General features: G+C 75.3%; 18 protein-coding genes. 11 read left to right on the top strand and 7 right to left on the bottom strand.

The window, feature by feature from the left end; translation table 11 throughout:
• Positions 1-171: 171 nt before the first annotated feature.
• Positions 172-1,422: an ROK family transcriptional regulator gene (locus AB0947_RS00540; RefSeq protein WP_366748078.1), complete on the bottom strand. Its 1,251-nt coding sequence runs from the start codon at positions 1,420-1,422 to the stop codon at positions 172-174.
• A gap of 134 nt (positions 1,423-1,556) precedes the next feature.
• Positions 1,557-2,876 carry an FAD-binding protein gene (locus AB0947_RS00535; RefSeq protein WP_366748077.1) on the bottom strand — a complete coding sequence of 440 codons (1,320 nt, stop codon included), beginning with the start codon at positions 2,874-2,876 and terminating at the stop codon, positions 1,557-1,559.
• Positions 2,877-2,986: 110 nt separating this feature from the next.
• Here AB0947_RS00535 and AB0947_RS00530 point away from each other — a divergent pair, with 110 nt between their 5' ends.
• The 7 genes from AB0947_RS00530 (at position 2,987) to AB0947_RS00500 (ending at position 12,165) form a co-directional block, all read left to right on the top strand.
• Positions 2,987-3,994 (top strand): hydroxyacid dehydrogenase, encoded by a 1,008-nt coding sequence (locus tag AB0947_RS00530; RefSeq protein WP_366748076.1) that lies wholly within the window; start codon positions 2,987-2,989, stop codon positions 3,992-3,994.
• 175 nt (positions 3,995-4,169) lie between these two features.
• Positions 4,170-5,540 carry a radical SAM protein gene (locus AB0947_RS00525; protein WP_366748075.1) on the top strand — a complete coding sequence of 457 codons (1,371 nt, stop codon included), beginning with the start codon at positions 4,170-4,172 and terminating at the stop codon, positions 5,538-5,540.
• 258 nt (positions 5,541-5,798) lie between these two features.
• Positions 5,799-7,280 carry a cellulose binding domain-containing protein gene (locus AB0947_RS00520; protein ID WP_366748074.1) on the top strand — a complete coding sequence of 494 codons (1,482 nt, stop codon included), beginning with the start codon at positions 5,799-5,801 and terminating at the stop codon, positions 7,278-7,280.
• A gap of 319 nt (positions 7,281-7,599) precedes the next feature.
• Positions 7,600-8,694 carry a ribosome small subunit-dependent GTPase A gene (rsgA, locus tag AB0947_RS00515; RefSeq protein ID WP_366748073.1) on the top strand — a complete coding sequence of 365 codons (1,095 nt, stop codon included), beginning with the start codon at positions 7,600-7,602 and terminating at the stop codon, positions 8,692-8,694.
• 28 nt (positions 8,695-8,722) lie between these two features.
• Entirely contained in the window at positions 8,723-10,171 is a 1,449-nt protein-coding gene (locus AB0947_RS00510; RefSeq protein ID WP_366748072.1) for an AlkA N-terminal domain-containing protein, read from the top strand.
• Between the two features lie 65 nt (positions 10,172-10,236).
• A complete protein-coding gene (locus tag AB0947_RS00505) occupies positions 10,237-10,725 on the top strand; it encodes a methylated-DNA--[protein]-cysteine S-methyltransferase (protein ID WP_366748428.1) in 489 nt (162 codons plus the stop codon).
• A gap of 171 nt (positions 10,726-10,896) precedes the next feature.
• Positions 10,897-12,165 carry an SGNH/GDSL hydrolase family protein gene (locus AB0947_RS00500; RefSeq protein WP_366748071.1) on the top strand — a complete coding sequence of 423 codons (1,269 nt, stop codon included), beginning with the start codon at positions 10,897-10,899 and terminating at the stop codon, positions 12,163-12,165.
• Positions 12,166-12,186: 21 nt separating this feature from the next.
• On the opposite strand, the gene AB0947_RS00495 is transcribed toward AB0947_RS00500, so the two are convergent.
• Positions 12,187-13,176 (bottom strand): helix-turn-helix domain-containing protein, encoded by a 990-nt coding sequence (locus AB0947_RS00495; protein WP_366748070.1) that lies wholly within the window; start codon positions 13,174-13,176, stop codon positions 12,187-12,189.
• A gap of 296 nt (positions 13,177-13,472) precedes the next feature.
• Between AB0947_RS00495 and AB0947_RS00490 the strand changes: the two genes are divergently transcribed.
• The 3 genes from AB0947_RS00490 (at position 13,473) to AB0947_RS00480 (ending at position 17,446) form a co-directional block, all read left to right on the top strand.
• Complete coding sequence (locus tag AB0947_RS00490) at positions 13,473-14,819, top strand: protein phosphatase 2C domain-containing protein (protein WP_366748069.1); 1,347 nt, start codon at positions 13,473-13,475, stop codon at positions 14,817-14,819.
• A 69-nt stretch (positions 14,820-14,888) separates the two neighbouring features.
• The gene (locus tag AB0947_RS00485) at positions 14,889-16,631 is read left to right on the top strand and encodes a pyruvate dehydrogenase (RefSeq protein ID WP_366748068.1); all 1,743 of its coding nucleotides are present in this window, start codon (positions 14,889-14,891) and stop codon (positions 16,629-16,631) included.
• A gap of 371 nt (positions 16,632-17,002) precedes the next feature.
• On the top strand, positions 17,003-17,446 hold the full coding sequence (locus tag AB0947_RS00480; RefSeq protein ID WP_366748067.1) for an ATP-binding protein: 444 nt from the start codon (positions 17,003-17,005) through the stop codon (positions 17,444-17,446).
• Positions 17,447-17,527: 81 nt separating this feature from the next.
• Here the strand turns inward: AB0947_RS00480 and AB0947_RS00475 are convergent, their stop codons facing one another.
• Positions 17,528-18,571 carry a DUF2637 domain-containing protein gene (locus AB0947_RS00475; RefSeq protein ID WP_366748066.1) on the bottom strand — a complete coding sequence of 348 codons (1,044 nt, stop codon included), beginning with the start codon at positions 18,569-18,571 and terminating at the stop codon, positions 17,528-17,530.
• Positions 18,572-18,885: 314 nt separating this feature from the next.
• Positions 18,886-19,728 carry a (2Fe-2S)-binding protein gene (locus tag AB0947_RS00470; RefSeq protein WP_366748065.1) on the bottom strand — a complete coding sequence of 281 codons (843 nt, stop codon included), beginning with the start codon at positions 19,726-19,728 and terminating at the stop codon, positions 18,886-18,888.
• A 179-nt stretch (positions 19,729-19,907) separates the two neighbouring features.
• Here AB0947_RS00470 and AB0947_RS00465 point away from each other — a divergent pair, with 179 nt between their 5' ends.
• A complete protein-coding gene (locus tag AB0947_RS00465) occupies positions 19,908-20,696 on the top strand; it encodes a GntR family transcriptional regulator (protein WP_366748064.1) in 789 nt (262 codons plus the stop codon).
• A gap of 376 nt (positions 20,697-21,072) precedes the next feature.
• Here AB0947_RS00465 and AB0947_RS00460 read toward each other — a convergent pair whose 3' ends face one another.
• Positions 21,073-21,837, bottom strand: a complete 765-nt coding sequence (locus AB0947_RS00460) for a hypothetical protein (RefSeq protein WP_366748063.1) — start codon at positions 21,835-21,837, stop codon at positions 21,073-21,075.
• Positions 21,838-22,003: 166 nt separating this feature from the next.
• Positions 22,004-23,677 (bottom strand): PucR family transcriptional regulator ligand-binding domain-containing protein, encoded by a 1,674-nt coding sequence (locus AB0947_RS00455; RefSeq protein ID WP_366748062.1) that lies wholly within the window; start codon positions 23,675-23,677, stop codon positions 22,004-22,006.
• Positions 23,678-23,817: the final 140 nt, after the last annotated feature.

Genomic DNA, 23,817 nt, shown 5'->3' with positions numbered 1-23,817 from the left:
GGCGGGATCGGGACGGCGGTCGGCGTGAGGATCAGGCGGGGCAGGGGGATGCTCACCCCGGAGCCGTCGGCCGTCGGCCGTCGCCTGTCCGCTGACGTCCAGGCACCTGCCCGACGCCTCGTCCGGCGGGGCCGGAGGTGTGGAGGTGAGACACGTGCATCCCTTCCGTCGTCACGAAGGCGGTGCGGTACGGCTCCTTGCGGGTGCGGTGGTGCGCCTGGCGCCGGCCCGCTGCCCGACGCACTGGAGCGCCCCCTCCAGCGCGAACGTGGCCGCGCCGAGGGACACCGGGTCGGTGGGGATCGGGGAGAGGACGATCTCGGTGGCGGCCAGCGGCCGGCCCAGGGCGTGCCGGGCGACCGCCCGGCGGACCTCCCCGAGCAGCGGTTCGCCCAGCCGGGAGGCCACCCAGCTGCTGAGGACGACCACTTCGGGGTTGAGGAGGTTGATCAGGTCGGAGATGCCGGCGCCGAGGTAACGGGCCGTGTCCCGGACGACCTTGAGCGCGACCGGGTCGTCCTGGGCGACCGCGCGGGCCAGCGCGTCGACGGTGGCCGTCTGGTCCCCGGGGTGCAGCAGCGGTGAGCGCGGGTCGAGTTCGCGCAGGTTCTGCATGATGCCCGGTGCGCCGACGTACGTCTCCACGCAGCCGTGGTTGCCGCAGTGGCACAGCCGGCCGTCCAGCACGAGCGTGGTGTGCCCCCACTCGCCGGCGCTGTTGCTCACCCCGCGGTGCAGGCCGCCGCCGAGGGCCAGACCGGCGCCGACGCCGGTGCCGAGGTTCACCACGACGGCGTCCCCGCGGCCCCGCGCGGCCCCGAACCACAGCTCGGCCACCGCGCAGGCGCGCAGCGGGTTGTCCAGGTACAGAGGGTGGGCGACGCGCTCGGCGAGCAGAGCGAGCAGCGGCACGTCGTGCCAGTCCCAGTTGGGCGCGTACTCGGCGACCCCGGTGTCCCGGTCGACCTGCCCGGGCACGCTCACCCCGACACCGAGCACCCGTGCCGCCTCGACGCCGGCCCGGGCGACGACCGAGCCGACCGCGGCGGCGACGTGCCCGGCGACCTGCTCGGGCCGGCTCTCGCCGGGCCGCATGTCCTCGTCGGCGCGGGCCAGCACGTTCAGCGCCAGGTCGAACAGCTCGACGTGGACGTACGTCTCGGCGATGTCCACGCCGACCAGCGCGCCCCCCGGCGCGTTGACGGCGACCAGCCCCCGGGGGCGGCCCCCGGCCGAGTCCTCGAACCCGACCTCGGTGATCATGCGGAGGTCCAGCAGCTCGCCGACGAGCGTGGCCACCGTGGCGAGGCTCAGCCCGGTGGCCGCGGCCAGCTCCTGACGGGAGGTGGGGGACTCGGCGATGATCTGGCGCAGCACCTCGTAGCGGTTCGCGGTGCGGATGTCACGTGAGGTGCGCTTCACGCGGCTGCCCCTCCCCTCCCGTGCGGGCCGGGGCGGCTCCGGCACCGGCGCGGTCGTCAGGCTAGGGGCGGGGAGGGACGTTCGACAAGGGGTTCGGAAAGGGGCTGGAGGAAGTGCCCCCGGGCCAACGGCCCTCAGTGGTCGAGGAGATCCCGCACGAAGGCGTTGGCGAAGGTGCCCGAAGGGTCCAGGGCGCGGACCAGGTCCCGGAAGTCCGCGAACCGCGTGTACCGCTCGCGCAGCACGGCCGGCGGGGTCCGGAAGACCTTCCCCCAGTGCGGGCGCGGGCCGAACGGCTCCAGCACCTCCTCCAGCCGGCGCACCACCGGCAGCACCGCCGCCTCGTCCTTCACCCAGGTGAAGTGCAGCGCGACCGAGTCCCGTCCGTGGGCCGGGCTCAGCCACTGCGTGTCGGCGGCGATCGTCCGCACCTCGCAGGTCTGCAGCACCCCGGCGACCGTGTCCCGGATGCCGTCGACCGCGTGCAGCGCGTCGAGGGCCGCCGGCCGCGGCAGCAGGTACTCCGACTGGATCTCCTCCCCGCTGCTCGGCGTGAACTCGGCCCGGAAGTGCGGCAACCGCTCGTGCCACGGCCCGGGCACCCCGAGCTGCCGGGTGCAGTTCACCGCGGGCATGCCCGGCACCGGGTGCAGCGGCCCGGTCGCGGGCGCCGCCCACGGGAAGTCCACCGCCGGCCGGTCCGTGCGCCGCTTGACCCACACCTGCCGGAAGCCCGGCCGCCGCCAGTCGGTGAACAGGCTCACGCTGTACCCGGCGGCGGCGACGGCCTCGAAGTCCAGGCCGTCCAGGGGAAGTTCGGTGTAGACCCGCTGCTCCACCCCGTACGCCGGCTCCAGGCCGAGGGTGAGCGCGGTGACGGCACCCAGCGCGCCGAGGGAGGTGACGGCACCGCCGAACCGCGCGTCGTCCCGGCCGATCCGCACGGTCGTGCCGTCCGCGGCGACCATCTCCACCTCGCGGACCGCCGACGCCAGCGGGCCGTTGGTCACACCCGAGCCGTGCGTGCCCGTCGCCACCGAACCGGCCACCGAGATGTGCGGCAGGGAGGCCATGTTGGGCAGGGCGAGACCGTGCGCGTGGACCGTGCGGGCCAGCTCGGCGTAGCGGACCCCGCCCGCCACCCGGACCGTGCGCGCGGCCGTGTCGACGTCGATCGTCTGCGGCAGCCCCGCGGTGGACACCAGGACGCCGTCCGGTCCGGGGTCGGCGATCCGGTTGAAGGAGTGCCCGCTGCCCAGCACCCGCACCCGTGTGTTCCCCGCCACCAGCGCCGCCAGCTCCTCCGGCGTGCGCGGACGGTGCACCTCGCGCGCCGTGTACGTGACGGTGCGTGCCCAGTTGGTGACCGCGCCCGCCCCGGACCCACCGGTCCCCGTGGTCCCCGTGGTCTCCGTCGAGCCCGTAGTCCCCCTCGTCCCCGCGGTCTCAGCCATGCCTGCGTCCTTCCCTGGAGCGTTGCGTCTGCGTTGACCCTCTCATCCGGCGCCGCCTACCGTGGAGGCCGGTTGCTGCCCGAGCGTCACCGAGCCGGAAGGCCCCTTCCTTGCCCGAGCGTCCCCAGGCGCTGTTCGCCATGACGGCCCGGAACGTGCCGCTCGTCTTCCCGCCGGAGCTGCTGGCCCGGCTGCGCGCGTGCGTGGACGTCGACCCCGCCCTGGTGGCAGACGACTTCACCGGGGCCCGGGTGCGGGAGGTGCTGGCCCGCACCGAGATCCTGATCACCGGCTGGGGCTGTCCGCGCCTGGACGCGGCCGTCCTGGACGCCGCGCCGAGGCTGCGCGCCGTGCTGCACGCGGCCGGCTCGGTCAAGGGGTTCACCACGCCCGAGGTGTGGCAGCGGGGCATCGCCGTCTCCTCGGCCGCCGCCGCCAACGCCGTGCCCGTCGCCGAGTACACCCTGGCCGTGATCCTGCTCGCCGGGAAGGACGTCTTCGCCCAGCGCGACCGGCTGCGCGACCGCCGTGCCTTCCCCTACGACGGCATCCTGCCGGGCATCGGCAACCACGGCCGCCGCGTCGGCGTCGTCGGCGCCTCCCGGACCGGCCGCCGCCTGCTCGGGCTGCTCCGCCCGTACGACCTCGCGGTCACGCTCGCCGACCCGTACGTGGACGCGACGGAGGCCGCCCGGCTCGGCGTCCCGCTGCTGCCGCTGGACGAGCTGCTGCGCACCTGCGACATCGTGACGCTGCACGCCCCGCAGACCCCCGGGACCCGCCATCTGATCGGCGCCCGGGAACTCGCCCTCATGCCCACCGGGTCCGTGCTCGTCAACACCGCGCGCGGCTCCCTGGTCGACCACGACGCACTGATCGCGGAGCTGCGCGCCGGACGCCTCAGCGCCGTGCTGGACGTCACCGACCCCGAACCGCTGCCCGCCGGCTCCCCGCTGTACGACCTGCCGAACGCCTTCGTCACCCCGCACCTGGCCGGCTCGCAGGGCAACGAGGTCGCCCGGCTCGGGCGGGCGGTCGTGGAGGAGGCCGAGCGCCTCGCGGCGGGCGACGGGCTGCTGCACGCGGTCGACCCGGCGGAACTGGACCGGACGGCCTGAACGCGCCGACGGCCCGAGCGCGCCGGCCGGGCTGGGCGACGGCACCCTGGCGAATTCCGCGCCAAGGTGGTCGAAAGGGGCGTACCGGTAGGATCGCCGGGACCCCGGCACCGGTGCGCCGGCGGCGGGGGCATACGGTGAGAGGCGTACGCCTGAGCCGGGAGGAGACAGACGGATGGGCAGTCGTACCGCGCTGGTCGAGGATCTGATGGAGCGGTTCCCGGGGGTGCCGCGGGAGGCCGTCTTCAAGGAGGACCTGCTCCGGGGCGGTGTCGCCTTCGACGAATCCGCACTCAGCGACACCGCCAACGAGGCGGCCGGGGACGTCAAACCGAAGTCGTACTTCATCTTCTCCTTCGACCACGGCACCCTGCCGGAGCTGGGCGAGGCCGCGCTGCGCCGGCCCCCGGAGGAGATCATCCTGACGGGCGGCCCGTACGGCCTGAGGCGCACGGTCGTCTCCGTCCGGGTGAACCCCGCCTCGCCGTACCGGGTCGCCGCCGACGAGGAAGGGCTGCTCGGGCTGTACCTGGACGGCAGGCGCATCGCCGACGTCGGGGTGCCGCCGATGCCCGAGTACTACCGGCACACCCTCTCCAACGGGAAGTCCGTGATGGAGGTCGCGCCCACCATCCAGTGGGGCTACCTGATCTACCTGACCGTCTTCCGGGTCTGCCAGTACTTCGGCGCCAAGGAGGAGTGCCAGTACTGCGACATCAACCACAACTGGCGCCAGCACAAGGCCGCCGGCCGGCCCTACACCGGCGTCAAGGACGTCGAGGAGGTCCTGGAGGCGCTGGAGATCATCGACCGGTACGACACCCAGAAGGCGTCGACGGCCTACACCCTCACCGGCGGCGCCATCACGTCGAAGGTGGCGGGCCGGGACGAGGCCGACTTCTACGGCCACTACGCCAAGGCCATCGAGGAGCGCTTCCCGGGCCGCTGGATCGGCAAGGTCGTCGCGCAGGCGCTGCCCAAGGCGGACGTGCAGCGGTTCAAGGACTACGGCGTGCAGATCTACCACCCCAACTTCGAGGTGTGGGACCGCCGGCTGTTCGAGCTGTACTGCCCCGGCAAGGAGCGCTACGTCGGCCGGGACGAGTGGCACCGCCGCATCCTGGACTCCGCCGAGGTGTTCGGCGCGCGCAACGTGATCCCCAACTTCGTGGCGGGCGTGGAGATGGCCGAGCCGTTCGGCTTCACCACCGTCGACGAGGCCATCGCCTCCACCACGGAGGGCCTGCGCTTCTTCATGTCGCACGGCATCACCCCGCGCTTCACCACCTGGTGCCCGGAGCCCACCACCCCGCTCGGCAAGGCCAACCCGCAGGGCGCGCCGCTGGAGTACCACATCCGGCTACTCCAGGCCTACCGGCAGACCATGGACGACTTCGGCCTGTCCTCCCCGCCCGGCTACGGCCCGCCCGGCCCCGGCCGCGCGGTCTTCTCCGTCAGCTCCTTCATGGACAGCCTCCCCGCGGACGACACGCCGGCGCAGGGCACGGAGGGCATGCAGACGGGGGAGGAGCAGGTCCGGGTGTGACCCGGCGAGACACGTCCGTATCCCGGCGGGGTCCGCGTCCGGCCCGGTGAGCACCACCGCGTCCGCGTACGTACCAGAGGCCGGAGTCGCGGGCCGACCGCGGCACGCGCGCCCGCCGCCACTGTCGGTAGCCGGATGTGAACAGGCCGCTTGTCAGTTGTGGCGGAAGCGTGAAAGGCTCTGTGCCCTGCCGCGGGGTTCCCCGCAACTCCCGTTCCCCTTTGGTGAGTTGCCCTCGCTCGTGGATGCAGGAGTCCCATGCCCGACCTGCCGACCCCTCAGGACGACACCGAGGCCGCGCTGTTCTCGGAGTGCTGGGACGCGGTGCTCTCCTACGCGGACCTGTGCACCTCCGGGTCGCTGACGGCCCATCAGCTGGCCACCGAGGCGTTCACGCTCGGCATGCGTGAGGTCCGCGCCGCCGCGAGCACCCATGTGCGCGGCGCCGGCAGCCGCACCGCACGGCTGCCGACGATCCCGGCGCTGCTCAGCGCCGTCCGCGCCACCGCCGCCGCCTGGGAGGCCGGCGGGCAGGGGCACAAGCTCGACCCCGAGCTGCGGCTGTGGCTCAACTCCGAGAGCGCGGCCCGCTTCTCCGGGCCGCCGCTCGGGCGGCCGGTGGCGCTGCGGGGACTGCGGGACATGCAGGAGGCGGACGCCGCACTGCTCTGGCTGGCCGAGGTGGAGGCGCTCCCGCTGCCCACCGTGGCCCGCCGGCTCGGCCTGGACCCGGCCACCGTCGCCGGTGAACTCGACCAGGTCCGCGGCCTGTTCCGGGACCGCTGCCACCGCGCCCACCTCGACTCCCCGCTGGACGCGCAGTGCCGCAGCTACGCCCGCCTGCTGGACGCGGTGACCCGCTCGCCCACCGCCGAGACCCCCGGCGACCTCTCCCGGCACCTCGCCACCTGTGTGCGCTGCGCCGAGGCCGCCGCCTGTCTGCGCCTGCACGGCGGCGGGCTGCCCGGCGCGCTGGCCGGCGGAGTGATCGGGTGGGGCGGCCTCGCCTACCTGGAGCGGCGCCGCCGCGCCACCGAGGTCCGCCTCGGCGCGGGCCGCCCGGGCGGCGCCGACGCCGACGACCGCGAGGAGGGCCCGGGCCGCAGCCGGGTGCTGCGCGGCGGACTCCTCGCCGCCGCGGTGCTGCTGTCGGCGCTGGCGCTCGGTGTGTCGATGATGCCGTTCGGCGGCTCCGGCGACGGCACCGCCGCCGCCCAGGAGGACCGGCGGCCGGCCGCCGACCCGGGCGTCTCCCGCACCGCGGCCCGCCCCACCGCCACGGACTCCCCCTCCCCCTCCGCCCCGGCCTCCGCGACCCGCGCCGAGCGCCCGCCCGCCCGGCAGAAACCCGACCCCGAACCCCAGGGCACCTCCTCCGCCACCCACCGCGCGGGCCCGGCGAGCGCCCCCGCCACCACCCGCCCGGCCGGCTGCCGGGTCGCCTACGAGCTGGACAGCCAGTGGCCCGACGGCTTCCAGGCCACCGTCAGCGTCACCACCGACCAGGCCCTGACCGGCTGGGAGGTGGCCTGGACCTTCCGCGACGGCCAGCGGGTCGGCCAGATGTGGGACGCCACCGTGCACCAGGACGGCCCCCGTGTCACCGCCACCGCCGCCGACTACAACAAGGCGGTCGCCGCGCACGGCACCCTGTCCTTCGGCTTCCTGGGCTCCTGGAGCGACGGCAACCGCACGCCGTACCGCTTCACGCTCAACGGGTCGCCCTGCGCGGTCGGCTGACCGCGGGCGCGGGGGGCGCCCCGTCCGACGGCCCGGACCTCCCGGTCGTGCGGGAAACGCCGTGCGGAAAACGCCGTGCGGGAAACGCCGTGCGGAAAACGCTTTGACCTACCGGCCCGTCCACGGGCTACAGTTGCCGGGCACGCCGAGGTGGTGTGCGGACGCGCGAGCGGAGACGAGGAGGTGTCGACAGATGGCTGTCACTGTGCTGGGCGCTGCCCTCATCCAGGAACTCATCAAGTCCACCTCCGTGGCCGCCGGCTGAACCCACCGCGCACCGTACGCGCCTGCCCGGGGCCACCCTTGTGAAGGGTCTCCCTTGACTTCCACCTCCGCTGCTTCCTCCGCACTGGCTCCCTACGGCTGGGACGCGTCCTGGGCCGAGGCGTTCGCCCCGTTCGAGGCCGACGGGCTGCTGCCCGGACGGGTCGTCCGGGTCGACCGCGGACAGTGCGACGTCGTCACCGCGGACGGCACCGTCCGCGCCGACACCGAGTTCGTCGTGCCCCGCGACCCGATGAAGGTCGTGTGCACGGGGGACTGGGTCGCCGTCGACCCCGGCGGCGACCCCCGGTACGTGCGCGCCTACCTGCCGCGCCGCACCGCCTTCGTCCGCTCCACCTCCTCCAAGCGGTCCGAGGGGCAGATCCTGGCCGCCAACGTCGACCACGCCGTCGTCGCCGTGTCCCTCGCCGTCGAACTCGACCTCGGCCGCGTCGAGCGCTTCCTCGCCCTCGCCTGGGAGTCCGGCGCCCAGCCCGTCGTCGTCCTCACCAAGGCCGACCTCGTGCCGGACCCGGTCACCCTCGCCCACCTCGTGCAGGACGTGGAGACCAGCGCGCCCGGCGTCCCCGTCCTCACCGTCAGCGCCCTGCACGGCGACGGACTCGACGTGCTCGTCGCACTCGTCGGCTCCGGTACGAGCGTGCTGCTCGGCCAGTCGGGCGCGGGCAAGTCCACCCTCGCCAACGCGCTCGTCGGCGCCGAGGTCATGGACGTGCGGGCGGCCCGCGACGTCGACGGCAAGGGACGGCACACCACGACCACCCGCAACCTGCTCGCCCTGCCCTGCGGCGGGGTGCTCATCGACACACCCGGGCTGCGGGGCGTCGGCCTGTTCGACGCGGAGACCGGCGTCGGACAGGTGTTCACCGAGATCGAGGAACTGGCCGAGCGGTGCCGGTTCCACGACTGCGCCCACGAGTCCGAGCCGGGCTGCGCTGTGCTGTCCGCCGTGGAGAACGGCGAACTGCCGCAGCGGCGGCTGGAGAGCTACCGGAAGCTGCTGCGGGAGAACCAGTGGATCGTGGCGAAGACGGACGCCAGGGTCCGCGCGGAGCTGCGCCGGGAGTGGAGGCGGAAGGGGGCCGAGGGCAGGGCGGCGATGGAGGCGAAGCGGGGGCGGTGGACGTAGGCACGCCCCGGCCGCGCCCGTCAGCTCCATGTCCGATTTCCGCTGGCCCCGCCCTCCCGCGCGTTCCACACTGGACCGCGTGAAGGACGAAGACAGCAGGTACGAGGCGGTGCGGAGCCGGGACGGGCGGTTCGACGGCGTGTTCTTCTTCGCCGTCGAGACCACCGGCATCTACTGCCGGCCCAGCTGCCCGGCCGTGACGCCGAAACGGCACAACGTGCGGTTCTTCGCGACGGCCGCCGCCGCGCAGGGCTCCGGGTTCCGGGCCTGCCGGCGGTGCCGGCCGGACGCCGTGCCGGGCTCGGCCGAGTGGAACGTCCGCGCGGACGTCGTCGGCCGGGCCATGCGGCTGATCGCCGACGGCGTCGTGGACCGCGAGGGCGTCGCCGGGCTCGCCGCGCGGCTCGGCTACAGCGCCCGGCAGGTCCAGCGGCAGCTCACCGCGGAGCTGGGCGCCGGGCCCGTGGCGCTCGCCCGGGCCCAGCGGGCGCACACCGCGCGGGTGCTGCTCCAGACCACCGACCTGCCGGTCACCGAGATCGCGTTCGCGTCCGGGTTCGCCAGCGTGCGGCAGTTCAACGACACCATCCGGGAGGTGTACGCCGCGACCCCCACCGGGGTGCGGGCCGCCGCACCCCGCGACCGCGCCGCCCGCCGGGCCGCACCCGGCACCGGCATCCCGCTCCGGCTCGCCCACCGCGGCCCCTACCAGTCCGCCGCCGTCTTCGACCAGCTCGCGCGGGAGGCCGTACCGGGCGTCGAGGAGGTCACCGGCGCCCCCGGCGCCCGCACCTACCGGCGCACCCTGCGCCTGCCGTACGGCACCGGCCTCGCCGCCGTCCAGGAACGCGTCCGCACCGCGCGGACCGGCACCGGCACCCGTCCGGGCGGCTGGCTCGACGCCCGGCTGCACCTCACCGACCCCCGGGACCTCACCACCGCCGTGCAGCGGCTGCGCCGGCTGCTCGACCTGGACGCCGACCCGTACGCCGTCGACGAACGGCTCGGCGCCGACCGCCGGCTCGCCCCGCTGGTCGCCGCCCGGCCCGGACTGCGCTCGCCCGGCGCCGTGGACCCGCTGGAACCCGCCGTACGCGCCCTGGCCGGCCGCCACCGCGCCGCGGAACTGGTGCGCCGGTACGGCAAGGTGCTCGACGCGCCCCACGGCGGCCTGACCCATCTCTTCCCGGAGCCCGCCGTCCTCGCCGAGGCCGAACCCGGCGGACCGCTGGGCGCGCTCGCCGCCGCCCTCGCCGACGGCACCGTACGACTGGACCCGGGCGCCGACCGGCACGACGCCGAGGAGGCCCTGCTCGCCCTGCCCGGCATGGACCCGGCCACCGTCGCCACCCTGCGCGTCCGCGCGCTCGGCGATCCCGACGTGGCCCCGCCCGGCGCCGCCGTCCCCGGCACCTGGCGGCCCTGGCGGTCGTACGCCGTCCGGCACCTGCTGGTGGCGGGGGAGCCGGTCCGGTGACCGCCGGCCCCGGAACCGTCCTGTCCGCCCGCACCCCGACCACCGCCGACCCGAGGACCGCCGCGATGACCACCGTCTACTGCACCCACCTGGACACCCCCGTCGGGCGGCTGCTGCTCACCGCCGACGCGGACGGCGCGCTCACCTCCCTGTCCGTGCCCGGACAGAAGGGCGGCCGGACCGTCCAGGACGGCTGGCGGCACGACCCCGGGCCGTTCCGCGCCGCCGCCGGCCAGCTCGCCGCCTACTTCGCCGGGGAACTCAAGGAGTTCCGGCTGCCGTTGCGGGCGGCGGGCACCGAGTTCCGGCAGCGGGTCTGGGCCGCCCTGGACGAGCTGCCGTACGGAGCCACCGCCACCTACGGCGAGATCGCCGCCCGGATCGGCGCGCCCCGCGCGGCCGTTCGCGCCGTCGGCGGGGCGATCGGCGCCAACCCGCTGCTCATCGTGCGCCCTTGCCACCGGGTGATCGGCGCGAACGGATCGATGACCGGGTACGCGGGAGGACTCGAACGCAAGGTCCGGCTGCTCACCCTGGAGGGCGTGCTCCCCTGACGCGCCGCCCGCCACCCCACCCGCCACGCCCCGGCCCCGGTGCCTCCCGCCCCGTCGCTCCCCGGTGCCCCCGTTGCGCCGAGCGGGTGGACCGCCGTCGATGCTCCGGCGGCGCGGGCCGCCCGTGTGGCACGGTCGCCTCCGACGGCCGACGGGGAAGGGCGGACACACATGGCCAAGGTCGTACGGGTCCTCGCGGTCCTCCTCCCGGCACTGCTGCCGGGACTGACGGCACCGGCCGTCGCCGAACCGGCCCCGCCGCCCTGGACCGGCAGCTGGGAGACCGCGCCCTCCGGCACCGCCGCCGCGCTGCCCGGTGCCGCCGTCCGCAACGTCGTCCACCTCAGCGTCGGCGGCACCGCGGTCCGCGTCCGGCTCAGCAACCGGCTCGGCACCGCGCCCCTGCGCCTCGGCGCGGTCACCGTCGCGCTGAGCCGGGCGGCCGGCCCCGAGGCCGTACCCGGCACCCTGCGCACCGCCACCTTCCGCAGTGCCGCGGAGCTGACCGTCCCGCCGGGCGCGGACGCGGTCACCGACCCGGTGCCGCTGCGCGTACCGGCCGGCGCCGACCTGCTCGTCACCGTGTACACCCCGGAGAACTCCGGGCCCGCCACGTACCACCGCACCGCCCTCCAGACCAGCTATGTGGCTCCGGCCGGCGCCGGCCGGGCCGCCGACGAGGACGGCTCCGCGTACACGGCGACCACCAGCCGCTGGTACTACGTCACCGGCGTCGACGTCCGCGGGCCCGCCGCCGGCTGTGTCGTCGCCTTCGGGGACTCGCTCACCGACGGCAACGGCTCCACCCCCGACACCAACCGCCGCTGGCCCGACCGGCTCGCCCTGCGGCTGCGCGAGCCGCGGTTCGGCGTCCTCAACGCGGGCATCGCCGGCAACCGCCTGCTGCTCGACGGCGCCGGACCGAGCGCCCTCGCCCGCCTGGACGCGGACGCGCTGGACCGGGCCGGGGTGCGGGTCCTGGTCGTCTTCGAGGGCATCAACGACATCAAGGGCACCCCGGAGGCGACGGACGCCACCGCGTTCGCGGACGCCTACCGCACCGTGGTGACCCGCGCCCACGCGCGCGGTGTCCGGGTCGTCGGCGTCACCCTCACCCCGTACGGCGGGTACTCCGCCTGGACCGCCGCCGGCGAGGCGGTACGGCAGCGGGTGAACGCCTTCATCCGGGACGGCGGCGCCTTCGACGCGGTCGCCGACGCGGACGCGGTCGTCCGGGACCCGGACGACCCCGGCCGCATCCTGCCCGCCTACGACCCCGGCGACCACCTGCACTTCAACGACGCCGGGATGGCCGCCGTGGCCGACACCGTCCACCGGGTGCTGATCCGCGGGCCGCTCGGCTCCGACCGCACGGGCCGCGCCCGCACCGCGGCGCCGGTCACCCGCTCCGCACCGCGCCCGCGACCCGCGGGCAGGTGAACGGCCGCGCCGGCAGCGGGGTCAGCCGGCGGCTTCGCGGGACACCCAGCCGCGTTCGCAGGCGTGCCAGCCCAGCTGGAGCCGGGTCGTCACACCGGCCAGTCCCATCAGGCGCCGCACCCGGCGCTGCACCGTCCGCAGGCCCAGGTCCAGCTGTTTGGCGACGCTCGCGTCGGTCAGCCCGGCCAGCAGCAGCGACAGCACCTCCAGATCGGTGGCGTCCGGGCCGTCCGGCTCCTCCTCGCTCACCCCGGCGGCGCCCAGCCGCAGCGGCAGCGCCTCCCGCCACACCGACTCGAACAGCCCGGCGAGCAGCTCCAGCAGCCCGCTGGCGTGCACCACCAGCGCGGCCGGCTCCGCCGTCCTCGACGTCAGCGGCACCATCGCGAGCGACCGGTCGGCCACCACGAGCTTCGTCGGTACCCGGTCCACCACCCGCACCCGCTCGTCCCGGCCGAGCGCCGCCGTCAGCTCCGTCAGCCCGTGCGGCAGGTCCAGCACCGCCCGCTCCACCACCACGCGGTAGCGCACCCCGCGCCCCGCCGCCTGCTCCTCCGCGTCGTTCTCCATACCGGACACGACCACCGGGTTGCCGGTCACCAGCGCGCACACCTCCTCGGCCGCGCCGAGCTGGAGCTGGAGGAAGCGCTGGGCGACCGCCGACGCGCCGGTCACCACCTCCACCAGGTCGTGCACCGCCGGCTCGGCGGCCTCCGCCCGGTACTCCTGCGCGAGCAGCGCCGCCGCCAGCTCCGCCTTCTCCAGCTCGTGCCGCTGCCGGGTGAGCAGCGCGCCCAGTGCCACCCCGGGCGGCGCCGCCACCCAGCGGCCCGGCCTCGCCGAGGACTGGGCCGCGAGACCCTGCCGTTCCAGCCGGCGCAGCGCCCGCTCGGTGTCGTGCTCGGCCAGCGCCAGGCGGCGCGCCAGATCGGTGACGTCGGCCGCGCCCACGGACACCAGCGCCCGGTACGCCGCCTCGTGCGTCTCGTCCAGTCCAATCGCTGCCAGCATCGCCCCGCGTCCCTCCCTGTGCACACCGACCGACGGAAGCGAACGGCGTGGCGGAAACCGGCCACGGCGCGAACCCGCCGCCGGACATCATCGCCGTACCGGTGGGGACTCTGCCAAGGTGGGTCCGGACGCCGCCGGGCGGTCCTCCCGTGGGGGGTGGGGCCGCCCGGCGGCCACCAGCCGTCGCTCGTACGGCAGTTCAGCCGCTCACTCGACACGCCGTTCGACGGGCGCGATGCACCGCATTTTCCCCGTGTCCCGTTTTCCGGCCGCCCGCGCGGTGGACAATCAGGGGCATGAGCCAGCAGGGGGGAACTCCCGCCCGTCACGACGACGACTGGTGGGGGCAGCTGTACGACGACCGCACCGAGGACACGGGCCCCACGGCGGCGCCCGACTCCCTGGACGACCGTTTCGCCTCGGCGCGGAACGCGGTGGGGGGACGGCCGGCGGCCACGGTGGACCCCGGCCCGGCGGACCGGGAACCGGCCGACGCGGTACCGGTCGATCCCGGACCGGCCGAGCCGGCACCTCCGGCACCGGCACCCGCGAAGACGCCGGTGCCGCCCCAGCGGACCGCCCCGCCGCCACCGGCCGGCCCCGCCCCGCCCGTGGAGAGCACTCCGCCACCGGGGAGCACTCCCGCACCGCAGAGCACCCCACCCCCTTCCGTCGACTACGTCGGCTCCGGTCCCCCCACCTACGACCCCGAGCCCACCGCGCTTCCGCTCGCCGAGCCGGACGGGCTCGGGGAACTGGTCGCGGACACCGTGCTGGACGGCGCCCGGTACGGCGCCTGCACCCTGCGGGCCGTGTCGCTGCGCGGGGACTCGGCCCGCTACCGGGGCGAGCCGCGCCGGGACGCGCTGCTCACCGCGCGGTTCGGGACCGGGGAGCAGGCGCTGGTCCTGGTCGCGATGGCCACCGGGGCCCGGTCGGCGCCGGTTGCGCACCTGGCGGCGGCCGAGGCGTGCCGCTGGATCGGGCGGGCCGTGGGCCACAGCCACCAGCGGCTCGTGGCGGACATCCGCGCGGCCCGGCGCGGCGACCTGAAGTCGGGGCTGCACCGGCTGACCGACCGCAGTCTCGGCAGGCTCCGCGCGAGCGCCGCCGAACAGGGCCTGGACCCCGAGCAGTACACGGCGAGCCTGCGCTGTCTGCTGCTGCCCGCCGACCCGGACTGCCGTACCCGCGTCTTCTTCGGCGTCGGGGACGGCGGGCTGTTCCGGCTGCGGGACGACGCCTGGCAGGACATCGAGCCGCGGGTCGCGCCCGAGGACGCCGGCGCACCCGTCAGCGGCCCCGGCTCGCCGCCCGAGCGGACGCCCGAGGGCGACCGGCTGACGAGGGACCTCGGCCTGCCGGCCCCGCCGAGTGCGTTCGAGCCCGCGGTGCCGGACCCGGAGCCGCCCCGCGAACCGTTCCGGTTCCGGGCCTCGGTAGCCCGCCCGGGTGACGCGCTGGTGATGTGCACGGCGGGCCTGGCCGGCCCGCTGCGCGACGAGCCCGCCCTCTGCGCCTACCTGGCCCGTCGCTGGTCGGGCCGTACCCCGCCGGGCCTCGCCGCCTTCCTCGCCGACGCCCAGGTACGGGTGAAGGGCTACGCCGACGACCGTACGGCGGCGGCCGTGTGGGAGGCGTAACCCCCGCCCCTGTGGATTGATGGAACGGCAGGGCCGTATCCCGGGACAGCGAAGGGGCTGACGCGCGCCATGGCCAAACAGAACGTCGCCGAGCAGTTCGTCGACATCCTCGTCCGCGCCGGGGTGCGGCGCCTGTACGGCGTCGTCGGCGACAGCCTCAACCCGGTCGTGGACGCCGTCCGCCGCAACGCCGCCATCGACTGGATCCACGTGCGCCACGAGGAGTCCGCCGCCTTCGCCGCCGGCGCCGAGGCCCAGATCACCGGGAAGCTGGCCGCCTGTGCCGGCTCCTGCGGCCCGGGCAACCTGCACCTGATCAACGGCCTGTACGACGCCCACCGCTCGATGGCCCCGGTGCTGGCCCTCGCCTCGCACATCCCGTCGAGCGAGATCGGCCTGGGCTACTTCCAGGAGACCCATCCGGAACGGCTGTTCCAGGAGTGCAGCCACTACTGCGAGCTGATCTCCAGCCCCAAGCAGATGCCCCGGCTGCTGCAGACCGCCGTCCAGCACGCGGTGGGCCGCAGCGGGGTGAGCGTGGTGGCCCTGCCCGGCGACATCGCCGGCGAACCGGCCCCCAAGGAGCCCGCGCAGAGCGCGCTCGTCGCCTCCCGGCCCACCGTGCGGCCGGGCGACGCCGAGATCGACGCGCTCGTGGACATGATCGACGCGGCCGGCAGGGTCACCCTGTTCTGCGGCCGCGGCACGGCCGGCGCCCACGCCGAGGTCATGGAGTTCGCCGGGAAGATCAAGTCGCCGGTCGGGCACGCGCTGCGCGGCAAGGAGTTCATCCAGTACGACAACCCGTACGACGTGGGCATGAGCGGGCTGCTCGGTTACGGCGCCGCCTACGAGGCCACCCACGAGTGCGATCTGCTGATCCTGGTCGGCACCGACTTCCCGTACAACGCCTTCCTGCCGGACGACGTGCGCATCGCGCAGATCGACGTACGGCCCGAGGTGCTCGGCCGCCGCTCCCGGCTCGACCTGGCCGTGTGGGGTGACGTCCGCGAGACGCTGCGGTGCCTGATCCCGCGCGTCAGGGAGAAGACGGACCGGCGCTTCCTCGACCGGATGCTGAAGCGGCACGCCGACGCGCTGGAGGGCGTGGTCAAGGCGTACACCCGGAAGGTCGACAAGCACATCCCGATCCACCCCGAGTACGTGGCCGCCGTGCTGGACGAAGTCGCCGACGAGGACAGCGTGTTCACCGTGGACACCGGCATGTGCAACGTCTGGGCCGCCCGGTACGTCTCGCCCAACGGCCGCCGCCGGATCATCGGTTCCTTCTCGCACGGGTCGATGGCGAACGCGCTGCCGATGGCGATCGGCGCCCAGTTCACCGACCGGCGCCGGCAGGTGGTCGCCATGGCCGGGGACGGCGGATTCTCCATGCTGATGGGGGACTTCCTGACCCTCGTGCAGTACGACCTGCCGGTCAAGGTGGTGCTGTTCAACAACTCCTCCCTCGGCATGGTGGAGCTGGAGATGCTGGTCGCCGGGCTGCCCTCGTACGGCACCACCAACACCAACCCCGACTTCGCCGCCGTCGCCCGGGCCTGCGGCGCGTACGGCGTGCGCGTGGAGAAGCCCAAGCAGCTCGCCGGGGCCCTCAAGGACGCCTTCCGGCACAAGGGCCCGGCCCTGGTGGACGTCGTCACCGACCCCAACGCGCTGTCCATCCCGCCGAAGATCAGCGCCGAGATGGTCACCGGGTTCGCGCTGTCCGCCTCCAAGATCGTGCTGGACGGCGGGGTCGGCCGGATGCTCCAGATGGCCCGCTCGAACCTGCGCAACGTACCGCGGCCCTAGGCTAGGGCCTCTCGTTTGGATCATGCAGGGCTGATCCAAACGAAAGACCCTAAGGGGAGGGATTTCGGCCAGTTTCACGTGGCGTGACGACGCGACGCCATCCGGTGCCGGACGCGGCCGGACCGGTGTCCCGGGGCGTCCGTGGCGTCCGGCGGCGTCCGGTGGGCGCGAGGTCCGGCCGCCGCGGTGTCCGGTGGCCGGACCGGGCGCGGTGCGGATATGGCCGAACCACCGGTCATCGGGCATGCGCCAGGACTGCCCGGGTGCCCGCTGGGCAAGCATCCCCCCGTGAACGTGTTCGACCAGGAGGGGCAGGGACCGGCGGCGTGCGGGCGGGGGTCATGAAGAGGCAGGCGCGAGGGGGCGGTCCCGTGGCGGCAGGGGCCTTCTCGGCGACAACGGGGGAAGAGACCGACACCATCACCGAACACGCGCGGCGGCTGCGGCGCGAGCTGGGCCGGGCAGACCTCAGGGCGGTGCCGGAGGCCCGCCGGGAGCTGCGCGAACTGCTGCGGCACTGGGGCAAACCGGGCCGCTCGGAGATCGCCGAACTGCTCACGAGTGAACTCGTCACCAACGCGCTCGTCCACACCGACGACGACGCCGTCCTCACGGCCGTCGTGGACCCCGGCGGACTGCGCGTGGAGGTACGGGACTTCGTGGCCCGCAGACCCGAGCCGCACGTGCCGGACACGGACGACGACACCCACGGCCGGGGCCTGCTGCTGGTGCAGTCCCTCGCCGACGACTGGGGCGTACGGCCGCACGAGGTGGGCAAGTCGGTGTGGTTCGAACTCGGCGCCGAGGCGGCGTGAGGCACGGCGGCACGGGACGGGGGCGTGACCCGCGCGGTCACGCCCCCGTCCCGTACCGCGGTCGCACCGCGGGTCCGGCCGTCAGCCGAACTGCTGCTCAAGGTCCTTCAGCTTGCGCTCCAGGGAGTCCAGGCGCGGCAGGGCCATGGTGTCGTCCTCGGCGGTGAGGTCGACGGTCACCGGCTCACTCCCGCTGGGGACCCGCTGCAGGGAGGGCCGTGCGCGGACGGGCAGCTGCTCCGCGGTCGATATGGCAGGCTCCGCGGTCGCGGGAGCCGGGCCGCGCTCCACGGCCTGCACCTCCACCTGCCGGCCGGCGCCCCGGCTGACGAAGCCGCGGTGGCCCCGGCTGATCGCCTTCAGCTGGGCGCGCTCCACACGCTGCTGGTCGCGCCGCCGCTGCCGGGTCTCCTCCTTCTGCCGCTTGTCCTCGCGGACCTCCTCGACGGCCTCGTCGAGGCTGCGCACGCCCTCCAGGAGCATCAGCGACCAGGCCCTGTAGGTCTCGCGGGGCGCCCGCACCCAGCGCACGATCCGGATCTGCGGCAGCGGACGCGGCACCAGGCCCTGCTCGCGCAGCGCGGCCCGGCGGGTCTGCTTCAGCGCCCGGTCGAACAGCACGGCCGCCGACAGCGACATGCCGGAGAAGAACTGCGGCGCACCGGCGTGCCCCGCGCCCCGGGGCGCGTGCACCCAGTTGAACCAGGCCGCCGCCGCGGCGAACAGCCAGACGAGTATCCGGGAGCCGAGCGCCGCGTCACCGTGGCTGGCCTCGCGGACCGCGAGGACGGAGCAGAACATCGCCGCGCCGTCCAGGCCGAACGGCACCAGGTACTGCCAGCCGTCGGTCAGCCCGAGGTTCTGCTCGCCGAAGCCGACGAGCCCGTGGAAGGACAGGGCCGCCGCCACCGCCGCACAGCAGAACAGCAGCACGTAGGAGGCCGTTCCGTAGATGGCCTCCTTGCGCCTGCGGCGCTCCTCGCTGCGCTCCCACGAGTCGTCCGCGCTCGCGTTCTCCCCGGTCGAGCGCTTGCCGCGCGCGAGCACCGCCACCGCCGCCAGCACGCCCAGGAGCAGTACGGCGCCCGGAAGCAACCAGTTCAGCGATATGTCGGTCAGTCTCATCAGGGTCCCTTGCATTGGGATAGGGCGTAACGCCCGCCATAGTGGCCCACTCCCGAGGGCCCTCAGGGGGTTTCGGGGCAAGAGGCCGCCAATAAGGTGCAAGGGGATGCCCAGGACGGCGTTCTGCTCGAACTGCCGCTTGAGGGGCGGGAGTTGAGTTCGAATAAGACTACCCGTACGGGTGGTTCCTCGGAAAGTTCCCGCGACGGGTGAGGAAGTTGTGAATCACCTGTCCGGGAACCGCGCCGAGGGCGGGCGGTCATGTGCGGAAGATCCTAGTGGACGCACGGGCGTGCTTCTGCCCTGACCACCCCTCAGGCCGCCGCGCACGTTGTGGGCTTGGCGATCCGCTCGCCGTCACGGGTGCGCGGGCAGGTGGCGCAGGTGTCCTCCGGGCGGACGGTGTAGAACATGCAGCAGCTCACCCGGTCCCGGGTGGGCAGCGTCGAGCCGTCCGGCGCGGTCAGCGTCCGGAACCCGGCGCCACCGGCGTACGGCAGGGTCGTCCCCGGCAGCAGCAGCTCCAGCTCGCGCTCGGCCCGCGCCGCCTCCCGCTGGCCGAACAGCCCGGCGACGTACCACAGGCCCTCCACCAGCTCGTCGGTCGCCATGCCCCACAGCGCGCGCCCCCGCCGCCGCATCCGGGGCCCGAACGCGCCGAGCACCGGCTCCAGGTGCCCGGCCACGGCCGCCCGCACCTCGGCCCGCAGCGCCTCCTCGTCCGGTACGACGACCGTGCCGGGCAGCGCGGCGGCGGGGTCGCCCGGCAGGCAGGCGAGGGAGACGGGGGGCCGTACGGCCATCCGGCCGGCCGTGCGGTCGTACCAGACGTGCGTCACGGGCAGCCGGGGCACCCGGCGGTGCAGGAACCACGGGACGGTGATCAGCAGACAGGCCGGCCAGGCGTAGCGGTGCAGGCCGAAACTCGCGACGACGTCCGGGCGGGCCGGCCGGCCGTAGTCCCGCACCACCTGGTCCGCGTCCCAGGCGAGGAAGGCGTCCAGCTCCGCGCCGCCCGCGGCGAGCCCGGCGGCGCCGGTCCAGCCCGCGCCCGCCGGTGCCGGGTCGTCCGGTCCCAGCTCGGTCACGGTCAGGCCCGGGAAGGCCGTGGCGAGGCGGTCGTACGCGGCGGTGAGCGGCGAGGCCGCAGCGGGCATGACGGGACCACCGGTCCTTGGACGCGTCCGCGAGCGCGGACTGGGCTGCACAGGTAAGCCTTACCTTAGCCGGAGTTGCCGGAGTTTGAACTGCCGCTCGGTGCGCCTAAGGTGCTTGACGGACAAGCGACAACCCGTCGTTAATGACCCCAAGTGCCGACAAGCCGCCAGGAGGAGCCGTGAAGCAGGGCGTGCAGGGCTCCCCGGGCGCGCCGGCCGCCGCCCACGTGCCCGCGCAGCAGCGGCAGCGGCCGGCCGCCGCCGCCGACCCGGGCCGGGAACGGGACCCCGCGGTACCGGGCGCGGCACGCGGCGAGCACACCCACGGCCAGCGGCCGGTCCCGGAGCCCCGGGCCGCGGTGCAGCGCTCCTCGGTGCGCGGGCAGATCCTGGACGCGCTGCGCACGGCGCTGGTCACCGGTGACCTGAAGCCGGGTGAGGTCTACTCGGGGCCGGCGCTCGGGGAACGCTTCGGCGTCTCGGCCACGCCCGTACGGGAGGCCATGCAGCAGCTCGCGCTGGAGGGCGCCGTCGAGGTCGTGCCCAACCGCGGCTTCCGGGTGGTAGAGCGGGGCGCGCGGGAGCTGGCCGAGCTGGCGGAGGTGCGCGCGCTCATCGAGGTGCCGGTGATGCTGCGGCTCGCGCGTACGGTGCCCGCCGAGCGGTGGGCCGAGCTGCGGCCGCTCGCGGAGGAGACGGTACGGGTGGCCGCCGCCGGCTGCCCGGCGGGGTACGCGGAGTCCGACCGGGCCTTCCACCGGGCCCTGCTCGCCCTGTCGGGCAACGAGCAGCTGGTCCGTGTCGCCGAGGACCTGCACCGGCGCGCCCAGTGGCCCCCGGTGCGGCGGGGACGGGCCGGGCTGCTCGCCGACGCGGCGGAGCACGCCGCCCTGCTGGACGCGCTGGCCTCCGGCGACGTGGAGCGGGTGCGGGGGCTCGTGGGCGGGCATGTCGCGGGCGCGGGCTGAGTGCTGACGGGAACGTCCGGGTACCGGTCGTCCGCCGGGTGCGGGTCCGTCGTGGCCGGTCGCGCGGTTCCCCGCGCCCCTCGGGGTGTGCGGCCGGCGTGCCCCCGGGAAGGGGCGCGGGAAGAGCACGGCACCGGGTCGTCGGCGACGCCGTCGACGCGCTGCTGGTGGGCGCCGCTCTCGGTGGGCTGTCCGGCGGCCCGTCCGGCAGTCGGCCCGGTGGCCCGCCGGGCGGCGTGTCCGGTGGTCCCTCCGATGCGGTGCCCTTGTCGAACGCAGCGGTCGTGACTCCGGTGGAGGCCGTTCCGGCGCGGAGCGGAGCGGTCGGCGTGCCGACGCCGGCCGGAGCCGTCGACGCGCGGGCGAGCACGGTCCCCTACGCCGTCGCCGCCCCCGGCGCGGGCGGTGCCAGCTGTTGCGCCAGCCACGTCGGCACACCGCCCAGCAGCCGGAACAGACGGCGGGCCTCCTCGCGCAGCCGAGACGCCTCCGGTTCCTCCTGCGTGTCGGCCAGGGAGACCAGCGCCGGCGCCGTGCCCACCAGGTAGCCCAACTCCTCCCTGATCCGCAGGGACTCGGCGAAGCCGTGCCGGGCCTCCGCCAGCTCGCCCTCCCGCAGAGCGAGTCCCGCCAGGTGGCGCCAGGTGAAGGACAGCAGCAGCGGGTCGGCGTTCGCCGCGGCGGCGGCGTGCGCCCGGCGGAACGCGGCGCGTGCCGCCTGCGGGGCGCCGGCCAGGTTCTGGGCCACCAGCCCCCGCCGGAAGTCCAGCAGGGCCCGCCCCCCGCCCCCCGGCGGGATCAGCGCCGCCGCCCGGCCCAGCGCGGCCCGCGCCTCGTCGGCCCGGTCGCGCACCCCGAGCAGCGTGGCGGCGTACGCCAGATAGCCCCGCTCGCACGCGGCGGCGCCCCGCTCCTCGTCGCTGTGCGCCACCGCCTCCGCCGTCCGCAGCGCGTCCTCCGCCTCCTCCCAGCCCCGCTCGGTGTACAGGCACCGTTCGGCCAGCAGGGCGGCCCGCTGCAGCGCCGGGGCGGGGCGGTCGGCGGGCAGCAGAGCCGCCGCGTCGGCCCAGCAGGCCCGGCTGCGCAACCGCCATACCGCGGTCTGGAGCGGATCGTCACCGGTGGTTCCGTTACCAGACATGGCGGTATGCGCCACGTTGCCCTCCCCGAGCACGCCATCGAGCTGTTGAGTGGTGGCGGCATTCCAGCACCAATCGCGGGGCCCGGCCAAGAGGGTGGGTGAAAGATTTCACAAAGTCGTGGGGCGCGGGCGTGACCTCATCCGGCCGCCGCACGCCCCGCTGACCTCAGCTCATGCGCAGGGCCAGGAAGAAGTCCAGCTTGTCCTCCAGGCGGGACAGGTCCCGTCCCGTCAACTGCTCGATCCGGCCGACCCGGTAGCGCAGCGTGTTGACGTGCAGGTGCAGACGGGTGGCGCAGCGCGTCCAGGAGCCGTCGGAGTCGAGGAACGCCTCCAGGGTCGGGATCAGCTCGGCCCGGTGCCGGCGGTCGTACTCCTTCAGCGGGTCCAGCAGGCGGGCCGTGAAGGCGCGCCGGACGTCGTCCGGGACGAACGGGAGCAGCAGGACGTGCGACGCCAGCTCCTGGTGGCCGGCCGCGCAGACACGGCCGGAGCGGGCGGCGGCCACCCGGCGGGCGTGCCGGGCCTCCTCCAGGGCGCCGCGCAGGCCCTCCGCCGAGTGCACGGCCGCGCTGACCCCGAGGGTGAGCCGGCCGTCGTCGTCCAGGCCGGCCGACAGCGGCTCGCGCACCGACCGCAGCAGGGCGTCGGCGAGCAGGCCGGTCTCGGAGCCGTCGTGCTCGGCGGCGACCGCGGGCAGCGGCACCAGGGCGACGGCCTCGTCGCCGGTGTGCGCCACGGCTATGCGGTCGGAGGGCTCGGGGCCGGTGGCCAGCGGGTCGACCAGCACCTCCTCCAGCAGGGACTGGGCGACCGGGCCGCCCTCGACCTCGCCGCCCTCCCACTCCACCCGGGCCACCACGACCTGCCAGTGCGGAGCCGCCCCGAGCCCGGGGAGCAGCACCGGGGCCGCCACCCGGAGCCGGGCGGCGATCTCGGCGGGCGCGGCGCCCGTCTGCACCAGCTCCAGCACCTCCTGGGCGAGCCGGCGGCGGACCGTGCGGCCCGCGTCCCGGCGGTCCCGCTCGACGGCGATCAGCTGGGTCACGCCCTGCAGCAGGTCCAGGCGCTCGCCGGGCCAGTCGCCGGCGTCCGCCTCGACGGCCAGCAGCCAGTCCGACAGGACCGTCTCGCGGACATCGCGGGCGGCCTGCGGGGAGCGGGCGGAGGAGCGGACCGGGAAGAGGGAATAGGCGGTGCCGGACACGTGGACGCGGTGCGGGCCGCGGCGGCCGGTGCGGGTGGCCGCGAGGTGCTCGGCGGCGAGCCGGGCGCAGGTCTCGGCGGGCAGCGCCGGGCCCGCCGCCTTGGAGCCGGCGATCATCCGGCCGGTGGGGGAGAGCACCCAGGCGCGCAGGTCGAGGTCGGAGCCGAGCAGGTCCAGGACGACGTCCGGGCCGCCGCCGGCCGGACCCGAGGTCATCATCCGGCGGTGCCGGTCCACGACGGCCGCCAGGTCCCCGGCGCGCTCGCCGGAGACCTGCCGCACCACGTGCTCGGTGATCGTCGCGAACGCCACCGACTCGTGCACGGCGAACAGCGGCAGTCGGTGCTTCGCGCAGGCCAGCACGAGGTCGTCCGGCACATCGCCCAGCTCGGCCTCGCCGGCCGCGAGGGCGGCCACCCCGGCCTGCACCAGGAGGCGTACGAACGGCTCGGAGTCGGCGGCGTCCCGGCGCCAGGCCAGCCCGGTGAGCACCAGCTCGCCGCCGGAGAGGTAGCGGCTCGGGTCGCGCAGGTCGGTGGTCATGACCCCGCGCACCGCGCGGTCCAGTTCGTCCTCGCCGCCGAGCAGCCGCAGGCCCAGCGCGTCGGTGTCCAGCAGTGCGCGCAGCCGCATCTCGTCGCCGCCGTTCTTCTGTCTCGAAACCTACGATGGATCTTGGAGGGGCACCGTGGAGTGGCCCGGTGAGGGGCCGCACCGGCCGGAGTCAGGGGCCGCCACGCCGTCACCTGTGTTTCTCCGGGAAAACGGAGAGG

Source organism: Streptomyces sp. NPDC047841 (assembly GCF_040704085.1).
In the GTDB taxonomy this organism is placed as follows: domain Bacteria; phylum Actinomycetota; class Actinomycetes; order Streptomycetales; family Streptomycetaceae; genus Streptomyces; species Streptomyces argyrophylli.
The sequence above is the reverse complement of the archived record's forward strand: the minus strand, read 5'-3'. Positions and strand labels throughout refer to the sequence as shown.